The 16,621-nt window shown below is 69.9% G+C and carries 13 protein-coding genes; 8 read left to right on the top strand and 5 right to left on the bottom strand.

What is annotated here, in order from left to right; translation table 11 throughout:
- Positions 1–37: 37 nt before the first annotated feature.
- Together LZ198_RS13830 and LZ198_RS13835 are read left to right on the top strand one after the other, a co-directional pair.
- Positions 38–1,297, top strand: a complete 1,260-nt coding sequence (locus LZ198_RS13830) for a LirA/MavJ family T4SS effector (protein ID WP_253972414.1) — start codon at positions 38–40, stop codon at positions 1,295–1,297.
- A gap of 10 nt (positions 1,298–1,307) precedes the next feature.
- Positions 1,308–2,150 (top strand): LirA/MavJ family T4SS effector, encoded by an 843-nt coding sequence (locus tag LZ198_RS13835; protein ID WP_253972415.1) that lies wholly within the window; start codon positions 1,308–1,310, stop codon positions 2,148–2,150.
- Between the two features lie 139 nt (positions 2,151–2,289).
- On the opposite strand, the gene mrpC is transcribed toward LZ198_RS13835, so the two are convergent.
- The 3 genes from mrpC to LZ198_RS13850 form a co-directional block, all read right to left on the bottom strand.
- The gene (mrpC, locus tag LZ198_RS13840) at positions 2,290–3,036 is read right to left on the bottom strand and encodes a Crp/Fnr family transcriptional regulator MrpC (RefSeq protein WP_234064961.1); all 747 of its coding nucleotides are present in this window, start codon (positions 3,034–3,036) and stop codon (positions 2,290–2,292) included.
- Positions 3,037–3,299: 263 nt separating this feature from the next.
- The gene (locus LZ198_RS13845) at positions 3,300–4,751 is read right to left on the bottom strand and encodes a sigma-54-dependent transcriptional regulator (protein WP_253972416.1); all 1,452 of its coding nucleotides are present in this window, start codon (positions 4,749–4,751) and stop codon (positions 3,300–3,302) included.
- A 10-nt stretch (positions 4,752–4,761) separates the two neighbouring features.
- Positions 4,762–5,739 carry a sensor histidine kinase gene (locus LZ198_RS13850; protein WP_253972417.1) on the bottom strand — a complete coding sequence of 326 codons (978 nt, stop codon included), beginning with the start codon at positions 5,737–5,739 and terminating at the stop codon, positions 4,762–4,764.
- A 78-nt stretch (positions 5,740–5,817) separates the two neighbouring features.
- Here LZ198_RS13850 and LZ198_RS13855 point away from each other — a divergent pair, with 78 nt between their 5' ends.
- The 4 genes from LZ198_RS13855 (at position 5,818) to LZ198_RS43420 (ending at position 10,331) form a co-directional block, all read left to right on the top strand.
- Positions 5,818–8,655, top strand: coding sequence for a fused MFS/spermidine synthase (locus LZ198_RS13855; protein ID WP_253972418.1), 2,838 nt, complete (start codon positions 5,818–5,820; stop codon positions 8,653–8,655).
- 163 nt (positions 8,656–8,818) lie between these two features.
- Positions 8,819–9,076 (top strand): hypothetical protein, encoded by a 258-nt coding sequence (locus tag LZ198_RS13860; RefSeq protein WP_253972419.1) that lies wholly within the window; start codon positions 8,819–8,821, stop codon positions 9,074–9,076.
- 161 nt (positions 9,077–9,237) lie between these two features.
- Positions 9,238–10,149, top strand: coding sequence for a cupin domain-containing protein (locus LZ198_RS13865; protein WP_253972420.1), 912 nt, complete (start codon positions 9,238–9,240; stop codon positions 10,147–10,149).
- 50 nt (positions 10,150–10,199) lie between these two features.
- On the top strand, positions 10,200–10,331 hold the full coding sequence (locus LZ198_RS43420) for a MerR family DNA-binding transcriptional regulator (protein WP_323382546.1): 132 nt from the start codon (positions 10,200–10,202) through the stop codon (positions 10,329–10,331).
- A 7-nt stretch (positions 10,332–10,338) separates the two neighbouring features.
- On the opposite strand, the gene LZ198_RS13870 is transcribed toward LZ198_RS43420, so the two are convergent.
- The gene (locus tag LZ198_RS13870) at positions 10,339–12,870 is read right to left on the bottom strand and encodes a YfhO family protein (protein ID WP_253972421.1); all 2,532 of its coding nucleotides are present in this window, start codon (positions 12,868–12,870) and stop codon (positions 10,339–10,341) included.
- Positions 12,867–14,372 (bottom strand): hypothetical protein, encoded by a 1,506-nt coding sequence (locus tag LZ198_RS13875; RefSeq protein ID WP_253972422.1) that lies wholly within the window; start codon positions 14,370–14,372, stop codon positions 12,867–12,869. The genes LZ198_RS13870 and LZ198_RS13875 overlap by 4 nt, the downstream gene beginning before the upstream one ends.
- A gap of 225 nt (positions 14,373–14,597) precedes the next feature.
- On the opposite strand from LZ198_RS13875, the gene LZ198_RS13880 reads away from it, so the two are divergent.
- Together LZ198_RS13880 and LZ198_RS13885 are read left to right on the top strand one after the other, a co-directional pair.
- Positions 14,598–15,146, top strand: a complete 549-nt coding sequence (locus LZ198_RS13880; protein ID WP_253972423.1) for a hypothetical protein — start codon at positions 14,598–14,600, stop codon at positions 15,144–15,146.
- A gap of 147 nt (positions 15,147–15,293) precedes the next feature.
- On the top strand, positions 15,294–16,619 hold the full coding sequence (locus LZ198_RS13885; RefSeq protein WP_253972424.1) for an amidohydrolase family protein: 1,326 nt from the start codon (positions 15,294–15,296) through the stop codon (positions 16,617–16,619).
- Positions 16,620–16,621 lie beyond the last annotated feature (2 nt).

A 16,621-nucleotide genomic window follows, 5' to 3' on the forward strand; every position in this document is an offset into this window, starting at 1 on the left:
GACTCGAAGACGTTCCTTCTTCGGGAAGAGAGGCACCGTGGCTCCGGTCAACCTGGAGGCAGTGCGAGATCGGGACGCAGCGAACCGGCGCTTGCTGGAGGACTGCATCGAGGTCCGGCGGCTCATGTCCACGGACTACGGACCGGGACTGGCCCACCTCGAGCAGCAGCTCGTGAGGTATCTGGAGACGCAGGGCACGCTCAAGAAGGCCCTGACGACCGCGCTCCAGGCCGCCGAGGTGTCCTGTGGTCTCAATCCCATGGCCCCCATCTACATGCGCTTCCTCACCGCGGAGGAGTTCGGGCGCTACGGCGGGCAGGGGATGCTCTTCAAGGACGTCGGCGCGGGGTATCTGCATGGCGAATACACCCACCGCCTGCAGTGGTACGTCATCTTCCACGCGATGAGCAGCGGCTTCACGGAGGACGTCAAGGGCGTGGCGCCGCGGGGATGGAACTACACGCCGCTCCAGCTGCTCATCGGCATCAACACCGCGGGCGTGAAGCTGAAGCCCTCGGACTGGCCGATGGACCCCGAGGGGAACCAGGGCTTCTGGGACGCGCTGCTCGACCGCGGCGCGGGCTATCACCCAGGCTTCGCCCCCGACGTCGACGGCATCGCCAATCCGGAGGTCTTCAGCACCCAACTGATGGACCGGGCGTGGCTGGCGGAGAACCACGGCGGACTTCAGGCGGAGATGGAGTTCATCGACGCGAAGTACGCGGGGGCCTACGGGCAGTTCGCCGCCACGTACCCCACCCTGAGTCGAATCATCACCCAGCGCTACGCGAAGCGCGCCAGCGCGGACCTGTACCAGGACCGTCAGGGCTACATCGACAAGAAGCTCTCCCAGAAGAGTCCCAAGACGTACTACGTCGCCAGCCCCATGAAGGTCCCGAAGGGGAGCCTGATGGGTGTGTTGGAGATGCGGGCGGAGGAGGAGCGCAAGAAGGGGCACTGCTTCCTGACGACGGCGTGCGTGGAGGCACAGGGCCTGCCCGACGACTGCGAGGAGCTCCAGGTCCTGCGCGCGTTCCGCGACGGGTTCCTGCGTGGCTCCGCAGGCGGCCCCGAGCTGATCGACGCGTACTACGCGCTCGCTCCGCGCATCGTCGAACAGGTCCAGGCGCGAGCGGACGCACGCGTCATCTGGGAGGGTGTCCACGCCATCATCCGCGTCGCGGTGGAGCAGGTCCGAACCCAGGCCCACGAGGCCGCCCTGCGGACCTACCGGACCCTGGTCGAGGAGCTGTCGGCGCGGTACCTCCCGGATGCCCCTGTCTCGTCGACCCGATAGCGGAGCGGCCATGCCCCTGGACCTCGAGAAGGAGTTCAGCACCTGGGTGCGCTTCAAGAACAAGCGCTACTTCCAGGACTACCAACGCATCCAGCGCCTGATGCTGGACGAGGATGCGTTCCTCACGCGGCTGGAGGTCCTGGAGCAGGCCGTCCAGGCGGCCTACTCGGACCCGGAGCGACTCCTCGCTCGCGCGGAGCGGTCCCAGAACGCGGAGAAGGGCGTCATGGCGCTCGTCCTCCGCGAGAAGGAGCTGGCGCACGGCTTCAAGGCCTCCGTCCGGGAGGTGCCCACCCTCACCGGCATCATCCCCGGGCCGGTCTTCCTGGACCTCGTGTCGCGAGGCCACCCGATGAAGGACGTCGGTGTCAGCCGCGACCACGGTGAGTACACCCACCGGGTCCAGTGGTACGTCATCGCGGTGGACCACGAACAGGAGGCGTACCACCACACGCCCCTGGAGCTGTACCAGTACATCTACGCGTTCGGTCCCCCCGTCGACCCGGGTCCGCTCAAGGGCTCGATGTGGGACTGCCTCTTCGACAGGCCCGGATACGATCCGCCTCCGCCCGACGACATCGACGACTACCTGGCGAACCGCGAGACGCGGTACCACAGCCACTTCTCGTGCCCGGAGAACCTCAACCGCTTCCTCCTCGACGAGGCCACGGGGCGCGCGCGCTTCCCGTTCCTCTGGAAGTGCATGAGCGCGCGCGACCAGAAGCGCGGCCGGCAGATCGACGAGGGCGGCTCCTACCAGGGCTTCATCGGGCGCTATGTCGACAAGCTCGCGGATTCCGACCGGCACGAGGCCCGGCCGGACGCGCAAGCCAACATCTGGTGGAAGCGGTAGGGCCGCGCGTCGCCCCGTCGCACGTTCCGTTCAACCGCGGCAAACACCACGGGCCCGGCCATGCAGCGCGTGCACGAGCGGGCCCGTCGTCGGTGAGTGCCTGTCGAGGCCGCGAGCGTCTTCTCGCGAGCGGTGCGGCTCACTTCTCCTTGGAGGCAATCTTCCGCAGCGCCTTCTGGTCGCGCACGCAGAGGATGCGGCCGACGTTGCCGAGCACGCCCTCGCGCTTCATCTCGTTGATGAGCGTGGACACGAACGAGCGCGAGGCGCCGACCAGGTCCGCGAGGTCCTGCTGGGTGATGCCGCGCAGGTCCGTCTCACCGCCGTGGGGGCAGCGCTCGCCGTGCGCCTCCACCAGCGTCAGGAGCGTGTCCGCCAGCCGGGCCGGGACCTCCTTGAACGTCAGGCCCAGCACGCGCTTGCGCAGCGCGCGCACGCGCTCGGCGTAGGCGCGGACCACGTCCACCGCGAGGGCGGGGCGGGCCTCGAGCTGCGCGCGGAAGTCGCGGCCCTCGATGCTCCACACCTCGGCCTCGCCCGCGGCGATGGCCATCTCCTCGATGGGCGTACCCTCGGGGCGGAACAGCTCGCCGAACAGGTCGCCCGGACGCAGGATGCTCACCACGGAGCGCGTGCCGTTCTTGCCGATGCGCATCAGGCGCACGCGGCCGGACTTCAGCAGATAGACGCGGTCGGTGTTGTCACCGGGGCGGTAGATGGTCGAGTTGTGCGGGAAGGACTCGACCTTGAAGTACCCCTTGAAGTCGATGGCCTCCTGGCCAGGGACGATGCGGTTGGCGGTGACGACCATCCCGGATCCAGTCGCCGGGAGAGGGGCCACAGCATTGGAACCGATGGGGCCGAGGGGGCGATTGAAACCGTGCATGGCATTCACTCCGTGGAAGGAATCGGGGGTAGGACCGGCCGCCTGCTCTGGCGGCGACGGGACTTTCCAGTTCCAAGGAACGTGCCAGCGGGGAATGAAGTGCTCCCGGGGGAACACATCCAAGAATGCCGGGTACTTAGCGCTACAGGGGCGCTGCACCCCCTTGTCTGTGTCCAAAACCCGAAACAAAACGTTCAAACAGTCTGATCAGCTTGAACGAAACGTTCAATCCCGCCGGGTGACTGTCACGACACGGACAGTGTTCACGGGTCGTCTTTCACGGGGAACCCTTGCCCCAACGTGCTCTGTCCCTGTGAAAGATTGTACTTCTGCAGTTTTCGCTCGAGCGTCGGGCGGCTGATTCCAAGAATCTGGCAGGTGCGTCCCTTGTGACCCTTGGTGACGGCCATGGCCCGGGCGATCAGCAGGCGCTCGGCTTCGTCCAGCGTGGGGATGAGGCTGGCGTCGTCCACGGCGGGCGCGGTGAACATGGGGGCGGCGGAGGGGCGTCCCCCCGTCTCCGGGCCTGGGGGCGTCTCCAGGGAGGGCAGGTCGTCGCCCCGCAGCACGTCGCCGGGGGCGAGCACCACGGCGCGGGTGAGGACGTTCTCCAGCTCGCGCACGTTGCCGCGCCAGGGCAGGCGGGTCAGCCGCTCCATGACCTCGGGAGGGACGCGGGTGACGCGCTTGTGGACCTTCTCGTTGATGCGCTCGAGCAGGTGCTTGACGAGCAGCGCGATGTCCTCTCGCCGCTCGCGCAGCGGGGGAATCTGGAGGGTGATGACCTTGAGGCGCTGGTAGAGGTCCTCGCGGAAGCGGCCGGCCTCGACCTCCTCCGCGAGGGTGCGGTGCGTGGCCGCGATGACGCGGGCGCGCAGGCGGATGCGCTTGACGCCGCCCACGCGCTCGAACTCGCGCTCCTGGAGCACGCGCAGGAGCTTGGCCTGGAGCATCAGCGACATGTCGCCGATCTCATCGAGGAAGACGGTGCCCTCTTCGGCCAGCTCGAACTTGCCGGGCTTGCCCGCGACGGCGCCGGTGAAGGCGCCCTTCTCGTGGCCGAACAGCTCGCTCTCCAGCAACGTGTCGACGATGGCGGAGCAGTTGATGCCGATGAAGGGCCGCGACTCGTCGTAGGAGTAGTTGTGGATGACGCGGGCGATGAGCTCCTTGCCGGTGCCGCTCTCGCCGGAGATGAGCACGGTGGCGTGGCTGCCCGTCACCTTGCCGATCTCCTTCACCAGCTGCTGCATGAGGGGGCTGGTCCCCACGATGTCGCCCAGCCGGACGGCGGCGTTCTCCCGGTTGACCTCGTCCGCGCGGCGCGACAGCTGGCGGTACTCCAGGGCGCGCTCCACGACGAGGTCCAGCGCGGCCGGGTCCGGGAAGGGCTTGTGGATGTAGTCGAAGGCCCCCGCCTTCATCGCCCGGATGGTGGTCTCCATGTCGTGGTAGGCGGTGACGAGGATGATGCGCGCGTCCCCGCACAGCCCCTTCATCTCCTCGATGATCTCCAGGCCCGTGCGGTCCGGGAGCATCATGTCGAGGATGACCACGCTGGGCATGGTCTCCTGCGCGGCCCTCAGCCCCGCGGCGGCGCTGGTGGCGGTGGCCACCTGGTAGCGCGGCTGGCCGTCGTGCTCGATCTCCTCGAAGTGCATCTTGAGGGTCTCGAGGAGGGATACGTCGTCGTCGACGATGAGAAGGGTCTCCATGGCGCGCTTCTCACGTGGCGAACGTCAGGGTGAACACCATGCCGGGTTCGGCGCTGCCCTCCGCGGCCACGTCGCCCCCCTGGCCCATCATCACCCGTCGCAGCGCGGCCAGGGACAGGCCCGCACCGCGCGCCAGGCGTGAGCCGAAGGGCTCGAAGAGGGTGCCGCGCTCCTCCGGGGGCAGGGCCGCCGCCGGGTCCTTGAGCACCATCAGCACGCGGCCCGGGGCGCCCCGGCGCAGGGCGACCTCCACCGGGCTGTCCTCGGGCTGGCCCATGGCCACGTTGAGCAGCACCTGCGCGAGCACGGGCCGCAGGCGGTTGGGGTCCACGCGCACGCGCGGCAGCTCCGCCTCCTCGTCCACGCGGACCTCGATGCGCCGCTCGGCCAGCTCCAGGGCCACCATGCCCGTGGCCTCCTGCAGCACCGAGCGCAGCGCGTGCGCGTCCAGGGTGGGCGTCGTGTCGCGCCCGTACTCGGACAGGAGCCACAGCATGCGCTCCATGGTGCGGATCTCCCGGTTGGCGATGGTGAGCCGCCGCCGGTCCCGGTCCGACAGGCCGGTGTTCCGCGCCAGCGTCTGCACTGCCATCTTCACGGAGGAGAGCGGGTTGCGGATCTCATGGCTCAGCGACGAGGAGAGCCGGGAGATCTGCACCGGGGGCGCGCCCTCCAGCAGGGCGTTGAGGTCCTGGACCGCGGCGGAGGCCTCGTCCCCGTCCAGCCCCAGCGTCACCCGCAGGGGCGTGGCGTCCTCGGTCCCTCCGAGCAGCGCGGAGGTGAACTCCACGGCCCGGCGGTCCTCCCGGGCGCGGGCGTCCAGCTCGCGGGCCCGCTCCGCGGACACGCCGAGGGCCAGATGCAGGGGCCGGTCCAGGAGCTCCTCCGGGGCGCGGCGGAGCACGGAGGCACAGTCTCCCTCGGCCCGGGTCACCCGAAGGCCCGGAGACCAGGCGAGCAACGCGGCTTGGAGCAGGTGGGCGTTCATTGGTGGGTCCCGAACATACCGAGTAAGGTTCCGCGCTGTCCCCTTATGTCCCTCATGGCACGTTTCCCGAAGAACCTTGTGGCGGTCCTCCTGTTCCTGTCCGGAGGCACCGCGCTGGTGTACGAGCTGGTCTGGTCCAAGTATCTCGGGAACGTCCTGGGCAACAGTGGGCAGGCGCATGCGGTGGTGCTCGCCACCTTCATGGGCGGGCTGGCGCTGGGGGCTTCTGTTTTCGGGCGGACAGCAGACCGGGTGAAGAGCCCGCTGGCGCTGTATGGCGTGCTGGAGCTGGGCGTGGCGTTGTACGCGCTGGCCTTTCCATATGTGCTCGACGCGCTCGGTTCGCTATGGCTGTCGGTGGCGCCGGGCGTACCGGACGGATGGCGGGTGGGGCCGCGGCTGCTCGTCGCCGCGCTGTCGCTGGTGGTGCCCACGCTGCTGATGGGGGGAACCCTGCCGGCCCTGGTGCGGCACTTCGCGGACAGCCTGTCCGGGGTGCAGCGCGAGCTGGCGCGGCTGTACGCCGTCAACAGCCTGGGCGCCGCGGTGGGTGTGTTCCTGGCGGGCACGAAGCTCGTCCCCACGCTGGGCCTGTCCGCGTCCGCGAAGATGGCGGCGGGGTTGAACCTGCTCCTGGCGGTGGCTGCGCTGCTCCTGGCCCGGCGTCATCCTCCTGCGTTGGCCCCGGGGCAGGCCGCGCCCGCGTCGGCCGAAGGGGCGGACGTCGTCTATCCCCGGCTGGCGGTGCGGGCGGCGCTGATGGGCGTGCTGCTGTCGGGCTTCACGTCGATGATGTACCAGGTGACGTGGATCCGCCTGCTGTCGATCGTGCTGGGCGCGTCCACGTACGCCTTCACGCTGATCCTCACCGCGTTCATCCTCGGCATCGGCCTGGGCAGCTTCTGGCTGATGACGCGGGCGCAGAAGGTGGATCCGCTGCGGCTGTTCGGGTGGATGCAGGTGGCGCTGGTGGCGAGCCTCTGCGTGGCGCTGCCCCTGTACGTGCGGCTGCCGCACCTGTTCCGCACGGCGCAGTGGATGCTGACGCGCTCGGTGGACACCTGGCCGCTGTTCCAGTTGCTGACGTTCGGCTTCTGCTGCCTCGTGCTGCTGGTGCCCACCTTCTTCATGGGCGCGGCGTTCCCGGCGGTGGCGCGCGTGGCCACGGCGAAGGTGTCCGAGGTGGGGCGCGAGCTGGGCAGCGTGTACCTGTGGAACACGGTGGGCACCATCACCGGCTCCGCGCTGGGCGGATTGGTGCTGATGCCGTGGTGGGGCATGGAGGGCAACTTCATCGCGGGCGTGGTGTCCAACCTGCTCGCCGCGGTGCTGGCCTTCCACGCGCTGCCGGGGCGGCCCGCGAGCCCCGCGAAGGCGCTGTGGCCGGCGGCCGTGGCCGCGGTCCTGGCGCTGGGGGTGTTGGGGAGCATGAGCGGCTGGTCGGTGCGCCTGTCGGGCATCGCCTCCATCCGCTCGCACACGAAGCCGCCGGAGAGCTACGCGAAGCTCGTCGAGGACACCGAGCGCGACATCCGCCCCGTCTTCTACCAGGACGACACGTTCGCGACGGTGCTGGTGGCCGACTACCCCAGGGACCACCTGCGCTTCATGAAGCTCAACGGGAAGATCGACGCCTCCAACGGCAGCGACGTGGAGACGCAGGTGGTGGCCGGGCACCTGGGCGCGCTCCTGCATGCGCGCGACCCGAAGAACGTGTTGCTGGTGGGCGCGGGCGCGGCGATTACGGCGGGCAGCGTGCTGGCGCATCCGGTGGAGCGGTTGGACATGGTGGAGATCGCCCCGGCGGTCATCGACGCGGCGCGCCTGTTCAAGGACGACAACCGCAACGCGGTGGACGACCCGCGCACGCGCGTCCACATCGACGATGCGAAGACGTTCATGGCGCTGGCGGACCGCAAGTACGACCTGGTGGTGAGCGTGCCCTCCAACCCGTGGGTGGCGGGCGTGTCCGGCCTCTTCACGCGCGACTTCTTCCAGACGGTGGACCGGCACCTCGCCGACGACGGCGTGCTGGTGCAGTGGATCCACACCTACGAGAGCAACGAGGAGCTCATCAAGCTGGTCGTCCGCACCATGCGCGACACCTTCCCGCACGCCACCACGTGGCTGGGGCCGCACGACCTGGTGATGGTGGCCAGCCGCAAGCCCCTGGTGATGGACGCCGAGCGTCTGGCCGCCCGCATGGAGGCGCCGGAGGTGAAGAAGGACCTGTCTCGCGTGGGCATCAACGACGTGTTCGCGCTCCTGTCGAAGCAGGTGCACAGCGAGGCGGGGCAGCTGGCCTTCGCGGGCCCCGGGCCCATCAACACGGACGACCACAACCTGCTGGAGTACGCCTCGCCCATCGCCTTCTTCGTCGCCAACATCGACGTGCGGGTGAAGGACGAGCGGCGCTCGCCGGACGGCAGCTCACGCCTGTTCATCGAGGACTACCTGCACCAGCACCCGCCCACGGCGGAGCAGGCGGGCCTGCTGTTCCGGAACATGGAGCGCTACCACGCGGCGAATGATCCGCTGGTGCGAGGCGTGGCGGGGCTGTGGCGACAGGTGGCGCCGGACAGCCGGGACGCGGCGGTGGCCCTGGGCAAGACGGCGCTGGCGCAGAAGGACCTGACCCTGGCCGCGTCGCTGCTCGAGCCCGAGGTCGCCAAGGGCGGCCGGGAGCCGGAGCTGATCGCCGCGTACCTGCGCCTGGTCGCGGAGCGCGCCTGGGCCACGCGCACGGTGTGGACACCCGTGGAGGTGGGCCCGGCCCTTGTGCTGGGGCGCGAGGTGGCCCAGGCTCACCCCGAGGACGCGGAGCTCTCCCGGGCCGTGAAACAGCTCTGCGACGCTCTCCCCGCCGGGGTGTGTGCCCCGACGAACACCCCCGTGGCGGCCCCGGTGGGACCCTGAGCGGCCTGCCAAGTTCTCAAAAAACGGCCATCCACGCGGAATCACAGAAGATTCTTCCCATCCTCCCGATGACGGATGGAGGTGCAGGTGGGATCTCCTTTAGTGTGCCTTTCAACCCTCAGTCACAGGGTGCATTTCCCAGTTCGAACCCCAGGAGACTTCCATGAAGGCGATCTCGAAGAAGAACCAGCTGCGCAAGGCTCGTGGTCAGGGCATGACCGAGTACATCATCATCGTGGCCCTCATCGCGATCGCCGCCATCGGCGTGGTCACCCTGTTCGGCGACAACATCCGCAAGCTGTTCGGCGCCTCCGCGGCGGCCCTGGCCGGTAACTCCAACGTCGCCAACGACGGCCAGAGCTCCAACGCCACGCTGAACAAGAAGACCATGAAGAGCTTCGGCGAGAACAACGCCTACTGAGCGTCGTCGCCTCGGGATGGGTCGCTTCGCCTCGGCGCGGCGGCCTGATTCCGGTCCATGGCGGGTGTCCTCCTCACGGAGGGCCCCGCCATGTTTCTTTTTGACGGGCAGGCGGGCGTCGGGGCGAGCGGTTGGCTCCCGTGCCTGGCCGGAGTCACCTGATGTCCTCCTCCCCGAGCATCCCCTCCGCCGTGGCTCCCGACTCGCTGCGCCGCCGCGTGGCCCTCTACCGTGCGTTGTCGCTGCTGCTGGCCGTGTCGCTGCTGGCCGTGCTCGTGGCGGTGAAGCGGGCCATGACGGTGCCGGAGGATCCGGAGGTCGAGGTCTTCGACGTCCCCGCCGTCTTCGAGCGGCTGGCCGCGAAGGACCCGGAGGCGGCGGACGTCTCCGACACGTTCTTCTTCGCCGACGGCTCCACCGTCCACCTGCACGTCATGGGCAGGGGGCAGGCGTGTCCGCTGCACATCCACCGGCGCACGCACGAGGCCACCGTCATCGTCGCGGGTAAGGCGGAGGTCCAGCAGCGCTGGGGCGAAGGCGGGACGACGCTGCAGGAGCGACGGGGCACGCATCTGCCGGGCGAGCTGATCGCCTCCGCGCCCTTCACCGGTCATGCCTGGTTCAACCGCGATTCGGAGCGGATGCTGGGCAACCTGGTCTTCGCCGCGCCGCGCTTCGACGGCAACCTGTACGTCGACGCGGACGACCCACGCATGGCGAGGGGCAGGGCCCCGTTCACCTTCGACCCCGTCCAGGCGCTGGCCGAACTGGAGGCGAGCGGCCGTGACGTCTCGCTCGTGCCGTTCCCGGTGATGGAGACGGCGCGGATGGGCGCCATCGTGCTCGAGAAGGGCGAGCATCTCGTGGAGGCCTCGCGCGAGCAGCCGCTCATCCTCTACGTGGCGCGGGGCTCGGGCGTGGTCGCGCTGGACGACACACGTCCGATGAAGGAGGGGCAGCTCTGGGTGCTGCGTCGCCGTGGAACGGTCCGGCCGGACGAGGGTGCGTCTCTCGTGCTGTACCTGTTCGTGCCGCCGCTGGCGCCGCCTGCCGAGGTGGCTCGCGGGGGGTGACCCTCACGCGACGTGAGGCCTGAGACATCTCAGCCGAGGTGAGGTGCGAGATGGCGCTGACGGTCAGCCATGTGGCCCGACTGGCGAAGGTCAGCGTTCGGACGTTGCATCACGACGACGAGTTGGGCCTGCTGTGTCCATCGGAGCGCAGTACGGGCTGTACTCGCCAGTGGGCGACGTAGCGAGGCCTCAGCCGAGGAGGCGCCGCCTCCGGTCGAGCCCCAACCCCACGCCCGCGACGCCCGCCCAACCGAGCAGGGACAGCCCCAGCCCAAGTTGGAAGCTGAGCGGCGCGTAGTCGAAGCGGACGCGGTGTGCCCCTGCCGTCAGCTGCACCGCGCGCAGGGAGTGGTCCGCGCGGTGGATGGGGGTTTCCTCTCCATCCACCGTGGCGCGCCACCCGGGGTAGTGGCTGTCGGAGACGACGAGGTAGCTCTCGTCGCAGGCCTCCACGTCCAGCTCCAGATGCTGCAGGCCCGCGCTCACGGTGCTCACGGCGCCGTCACACGCGGGTCGCTCCAGCGGCGCTCCCGAGGCGAGGAAGGCCGTCTTGCGGAAGGGCTGTTCGGGAGCGATGACGGCTTCCAGGGCCTCCGCGTCCGTCACCACCCGCGCGTGCTGGACGAGGAAGGCGCGGGGCAGGGCGGTGCGCGAGCGCGACAGTGTCGTGCCGTCCTCGGCCTCGTGGAGCAGCTCCAGGTCCTCGAAGGGCGGGGGGCCCTGGCGGATGTAGTGCGTGACGCCGGCGAGGTCGTAGACCCCACGCTCCCCCGCGAGGTGGAAGCGGTCGGTGCGCAGCGGTTCGGGCGCGCCATAGCCCTCCAGCGCGGGCAGCCGCTCCTCCACGAAGCGGTTGGGCATGAGGCGGTCGAGGCTGCGCTCGATGGTGTTCGTCACCACGGCTCGCGTCGGGTCCTCCGGACCCTCGATGTCCGCGCTGATGCGTCCCTGGAAGGGGGAGGGCAGCAGGCTCCGCAGGGAGAACGGCTGTCGCAGCGGTTCCCATGCGGTGTACTTGGGCACGCCCAGCAGCGAGTGCGCGCCAGCCAGCTCCAGCACCGCGAGCGCCGCGAGCCCATGCCGGACACGTCGTGGACGCGCGAAGGACCAGGGCAGCAGCAACACGACCAGCGCCGCGAGTCCGAGGGAGAACGGGACCCAGGGCGCGCCGGCCTCGGCGGACGCGCGCATGGGGAGCATCCGCACCAACGGGCCGACGGCGCCGATGGCCACGCCCATGCCCACGAACGCCACCGCCGCCTTGAGTCGTGAGGGTGGGACGCGGTGCGCGAACCTCCCCATGGCATCGATGCCGAAGGCGGACAACACGGAGAGACAGAACGCCGCGCCCACGAAGTACTTCGCGGGATAGCGGAAGAGGGAGAACGGGGGCAGCGTCTGGATGACCCATGCCGCGGGAGGGAAGTGGCGGCCCAGGCTCAGGAGCACGAGCAGGAGCGCGCCCACCCAGTACGGCCGTGCGCGACGGGGACCTCGCAAGGCTCCCACCACCGCGAGCGCGACGGGAAGGGTGCCCAGGAACAGGTTGAGGATGAACCACTGGTCCTCGCCCCAGTACCTGTCCCGGGGCCAGTCCGCGAGTGGCCACACCGTGGACAGCACCTGCGGCCACGAGACGGACCATGCGAGCTGTTCGGACCACCCACGCTGCGAGCGCAACGAGTTGCGCGTGAACTCCAGCGCGGGGAGCAAGACCACCGACGCGAGCACCGCGGACAGGACGAAGCCGCCGACGACACGGGCCAGCGCGATGGCACGAACACGAGCGCTGGTTGCCTCGTCCCTCGGTCGACTGCGTGGGTCGGAGGATGACGTCGCTTGCGCTGGGGCGGGTGGACCATCGCGGAGGGGGACGTCGAGCGCGTGCGCCTCCATCCGTGTCTCGGCGGGCACCACGTCACGTGTCGTGGCGTGAGAGCTCATCGCATCGGGTACCCCGACTCCCGCTTGCGCGACCGCGACGGCGGGCGGTTCGTCGTGCGTTCCCGAGGACCCCAGGTGGACGATGGGGGCAATGCCTTCCGCTGCAGGAGAGGAAGTCGTCGTCCGGGAGGCCGACGCGCGCGACAGGGGACTCAGCACCGTGACGAGCACCGCGAGGATGCCCTGCCAGAGGGTCGTCTCCGGAGAGCCAGCGAAGAGGGACAGCGCGGAGCAGATGGCGAGGCGGACCAGCGCGCCGCGCGAGGGGCGGTGCGCGAGGTCATGGGCCGCGAGCAGGATGAAGCCGCTCCAGGCCGCCGCGTCCACGACGTTCTGCTGGATGCCCAGGTCGGTCATCATCGGCGACAGACCGAACATCGCGCCGGCGACGAGCGACGCGGGCCAGGATGCCCGGAGCCTGCGCGCGAGCAGGAAGACGCCCACGGCCGCGAGGGCCGCGTGCGCGATGTGCAGCACCGTCATCGAGACGATGGGTCCTGCGACGAGCACCGCGGCCCACCGCGGCGGATAGAACACCTGGGAGTAGAGCGTCGCCGCGAACGGTTGGCCCAGGCGCAGGTAGGGATTCCACAGGGGAAGCTCGCCCGCGCGCAGCGACTCGAGCAGGAAGGCGGAGTCCGGGAAGAAGACGCGGAAGACGTCTCGCCCCGCGAGCAGCTCGCCTCGCAACGCCGGGCTGTAGGCGAACGCGAGCAGGGCCAGCAGCCCCGCGATGGCCAACCACCCCTTCGTCCCCGGGCCTCGCCTCGCGCTCATGGCTTCGCCGTCGAGGTGGCGCGCTCGCGGATCCACAACACCCAGTTCCCGTCCCGGGCCTGCTCGCGCCAGCCTCCCTGGTTGCGCAGGTTGTCGAGCAGGATGTTGCCCGGGTTCTCGATGTCCCAGAGCAGGTAGTCCGGATCGTACCGCGCCAGGGCGTCCTCCCACCCGGGCTCACCCCACACGAGCTTGTCGTAGTCCTCGTGGATGGACATGGGGAACGGGTCGTTCCGGCTGTCGATGAACACCTTGTAGTCGGCGCCGGAGAAGAACGAGATGGGCCCCCCGATGACGAACGGGTTGAGCACCTTGCCCGGCGGCTGCTGTCGCAGGGCCTGGAAGACCGGGAGCGGGATGATGGAGCGCTTCACGCCCTGCTCGACGGGAATGGGGTTCTGGAGGTGGATGGCCACGAGCCCCAGCAGCGCCAGCGCGGGCCAGATGGCGCCATGGGCTCCCGCGCTCCAGCGAGTCGTCAGCCCGTCGAGCTTCGCCCAAGATCGCTTCCACGCTCCCGGCTGGGGCGTCCCGGCGTGTGCCTCACGCGACAGGCGCGCGTGCTCCAGCAGCGCCAGCGCGAGCAGGACGGCGGCGAACGGGGCATGGCGTTGGACCTTGATGGCCGCCACGCCGAGCACGAAGGTCGGCAGGAGGGTGGCGACCTTGCGGAGGCGGGCCTGTCCCACGGCGAAGCACGCCGCGCCCGCGAGCGCGAGGTAGGCCCAACTCGACGCCAGGTCGAGGTTGAGCGGGCGCCATTCGACGATGGTCTGCGTCGAGGGCAGCAGCGAGTGGTGCAGCGGATACAGGTAGATGTTGATGCCGTCCGGGCCCAGTCCCGCCGCGAGGAACGCCGCCACGCTGAAGCCGATGGCCTTCACCGCGCGTCGTCGGGACTCGGGTGTCCCTTCGTCGAGCGCCTGGCCCACGGCGGTGGAGCCCAGGAGCGCGGGGCCGAGCAACCAACTGCCGTGGGCGTTGGCCCACAGCGCGCCGAGGAACGGAAACACCCAGAGGGCGCGGTCGTTGCCCGCGCGCCAGGACTGGACGAGCAACACGGCCAGGGTGAAGAACAGGTGCCCCAGGTGGTACGGCCGCTCCTGGGGGAAGGTGGGCCCGTAGACGACGAGCAGGGCCGCGAGGGCCGCCACGGAGACAAGCCCCTGCTGCCCCGAGGCGGCGCGCGCGAGCGCCTTCCACAGCAACATCACGTTGAGGGCCACCAGCGCCCCGACGAGCAGCGCCGGCCCCGCGGCGCCGAGCCACCGCACGAGCATGACGCACAGCACGCCGAAGCCCCACTCGTGAGGGACCCAGCCCGCCGTGCCCGTGATGCTGAAGGGGTCGATCCGCGTGAAACCGTGCTCCAGCACGAACTGGCCGCCCGCGAGGTGGAAGAAGAGGTCGAAGTTCTTGAGCGGCGACATCCCGAGCCGCACGGCGAGCACCAGTGCCGCGAGGGCCGCAGGGCCGGGAAGGAGGAAGGACCGCGAGCGCATGTGGGCCCCGAGACTACTTCGTCTCCGCGGCTCCCGCGAGGACATGCCCTCCAGGGGACGGCTCGATTGCCACGGGGGCGAGGGACCCCGGTGTAGCGGCGGCGCACCGCGAGGTGGATTCGACGCGTGCAAGGAGCGCTGTCCCCTGATGTCATGGGGAGGCGTTGGAAGAGGTTCTCGACGGCGGGGCCGGATGCCCTCGGGGGGAGTGGAACGATGGTTGTCTTGAGAGCGATTGCGGTCGCATTGGTCGTTTCAGGTGTCGCCTCGGCCGCGGAGCCGGAGGCGCGGGTAGGGGATCCCATCTCCATGGAGGGGCTGCGCGTCACGCTGTTGTCCGTGTCTGAGCTGACACGTGGCGAGCGGCAGACGCCTCACGGAGTCTCGGGAGGAGGGCGACGTCTGGTCTGGCTCGTCGAGCCGTCCGAATCACCTCCGAGTCAACCCGTCATCGGAGACGTGCGGCTGACCGCCAATGGGGCCGTGTACAACCCCGTGACGAACGCCACGTCATCGAAGCCCTTCGCGCCGGACATCGGCGTCTACGACGTCGCGACCTACGCGAAGAAGTTTCCCAGCCACATGGGGGCGAAGAAGCTCTTGCCACGAGCCCGGTCCCTCGTCCTGGAGGTCATCATCCGCGGCGCGAAGCTCGAGGCGAAGGCGCTGGAGACGGCCCAACTGCAACTCGGCATCCTGCCACCGGGAGTCAGCCCCTCGGCTGGAGTCACGCCACGTTACGTGTGGTTCAGCGCGAATCTCAAACACCCATAGAGGAGAGACACCCGGGCCGGCCGCGTGGTCGGCCCAGGTGGGTTCCACACCGGCACGGGGCATGGACTGTCGTCCCGGGGCAGCCCGGACTTTCAGGACTTGTGCTGGTTTCGTCTTCCTGGAGCCGTGCTATGAAAGAGCCCGGACATGGAAGGTCGCCTGCTGCTGAAGAACTGCGCTGTGTTCCGAGCGGACGGAAGGGTCCGTCGGGGCATGGCCGTGGTCGTCGAGGGCGGCATCATCCGGCGGGTCGCGCTGGATGCCCAGGTGCCCGTGTTGCCGGGCGACTGGGAGGTGGCGTGTCGAGGTCGTCTGGTGGCCCCCGGCCTGGTCGACAGTCACTCGCACCTCGTCAACGGGCAGTTGTTGCCGCCCAATGGCCAGTTCCTGCTCCTGCCGCCGCGTGAGCGGTTGGAGCGCATGCGCCGCGTGGCGCGACTGCTCACCGCCGAGGACATCGAGGCGCTGACCCGCTTCGCCGCCGCCCGCTCCCTTCGCGATGGCGTCACCCTGGTCGTGGAGCACCTGGCGTGCGCGGACGTCGCGGGAGGGCTCGCCGCCCAGGCCCGCGCCGCGGAGAGCGTGGGCCTGCGCATGCTGCTGAGCCACGCCACGCACAGCATGGACGGCGCCGCCCAGGCCGACACGTGGCTCGAGGCCAACGTCGACTTCGCGCGCCGCCACGCGAAGCACCGGCTGGTGCGCGGCGCCCTGGGCTTCCACGCCTCCTACACCTGCGAGGACGCGCTCCTGTCTCGCATCGCCCGGCTCAGCACGGAGCTGGAGGTGCCCACCGTCTTCCACCTCGCGGAGAACGAGGACGACCTGAGCACCACCTACGCCCGCCACGGGCAGCGGGTGGTGCCCCGGCTGGATGCGCTGGGCCTGCTCGGTCCGCGCGCCGTCGCCGGCTATGCCCGCGCGCTCGACAACGCGGAGGCCACGCGCCTGGAGCAGACCGGGACGTTCGTCTCGCTCGCCGCGCGCGGTGTGCGCACGCTGGAGCGCGGCACCGATCCCATGGAGGCCATCCTCCTGCGGCTGCACCTGCTCGGCCTGGGCACGGGCGGTCACGGCACCCTCCAGGACGAGCTGCTCGCGGCGCTCGTGGGCGTGCTGCGCATCTCCCGGGCGGGCCACCTGCCCGACGTGGACAGCACGCTGGCCCACCTGCTCGTCAACGGCCCGGCGGAGCTGTGCACGCGCCTGTTCGGGTTGCCCTCGGGCACGGTGGAGGAGGGCAGCCTCGCGGACCTCGTCGTCTACGACTCCATCCCCGCCGCGGACCCCGAGACGGGCTACTCGCCCTACCTCATCGGCCAGCTCTCCCGCTCGCCGGTGGCCTGGACGGTGGTGGACGGGCGGGTGTGCGTGCGAGAGGGGCAGTTGCTCGGGTCCGACTACGTGGACCTGTCCCGCGCCGCCACGGAGGCCCTGGAGCGCGTCTGGTCTCGCGCGCGGCTGGGAAGCTGATA

The organism is Myxococcus dinghuensis (genome assembly GCF_024198235.1).
GTDB classification, from domain to species: Bacteria; Myxococcota; Myxococcia; order Myxococcales; family Myxococcaceae; genus Myxococcus; species Myxococcus dinghuensis.

Bases quoted from the DNA above. Each gene is read 5' to 3' on its own strand.
- LZ198_RS13835 (WP_253972415.1), top strand. From the start codon at position 1,308: ATGCCCCTGGACCTCGAGAAGGAGTTCAGCACCTGGGTGCGCTTCAAG.
- mrpC (WP_234064961.1), bottom strand. From the start codon at position 3,036: ATGCACGGTTTCAATCGCCCCCTCGGCCCCATCGGTTCCAATGCTGTG.
- LZ198_RS13845 (WP_253972416.1), bottom strand. From the start codon at position 4,751: ATGGAGACCCTTCTCATCGTCGACGACGACGTATCCCTCCTCGAGACC.
- LZ198_RS13850 (WP_253972417.1), bottom strand. From the start codon at position 5,739: ATGAACGCCCACCTGCTCCAAGCCGCGTTGCTCGCCTGGTCTCCGGGC.
- LZ198_RS13860 (WP_253972419.1), top strand. From the start codon at position 8,819: ATGAAGGCGATCTCGAAGAAGAACCAGCTGCGCAAGGCTCGTGGTCAG.
- LZ198_RS13865 (WP_253972420.1), top strand. From the start codon at position 9,238: ATGTCCTCCTCCCCGAGCATCCCCTCCGCCGTGGCTCCCGACTCGCTG.
- LZ198_RS43420 (WP_323382546.1), top strand. From the start codon at position 10,200: ATGGCGCTGACGGTCAGCCATGTGGCCCGACTGGCGAAGGTCAGCGTT.
- LZ198_RS13870 (WP_253972421.1), bottom strand. From the start codon at position 12,870: ATGAGCGCGAGGCGAGGCCCGGGGACGAAGGGGTGGTTGGCCATCGCG.
- LZ198_RS13875 (WP_253972422.1), bottom strand. From the start codon at position 14,372: ATGCGCTCGCGGTCCTTCCTCCTTCCCGGCCCTGCGGCCCTCGCGGCA.
- LZ198_RS13885 (WP_253972424.1), top strand. From the start codon at position 15,294: ATGGAAGGTCGCCTGCTGCTGAAGAACTGCGCTGTGTTCCGAGCGGAC.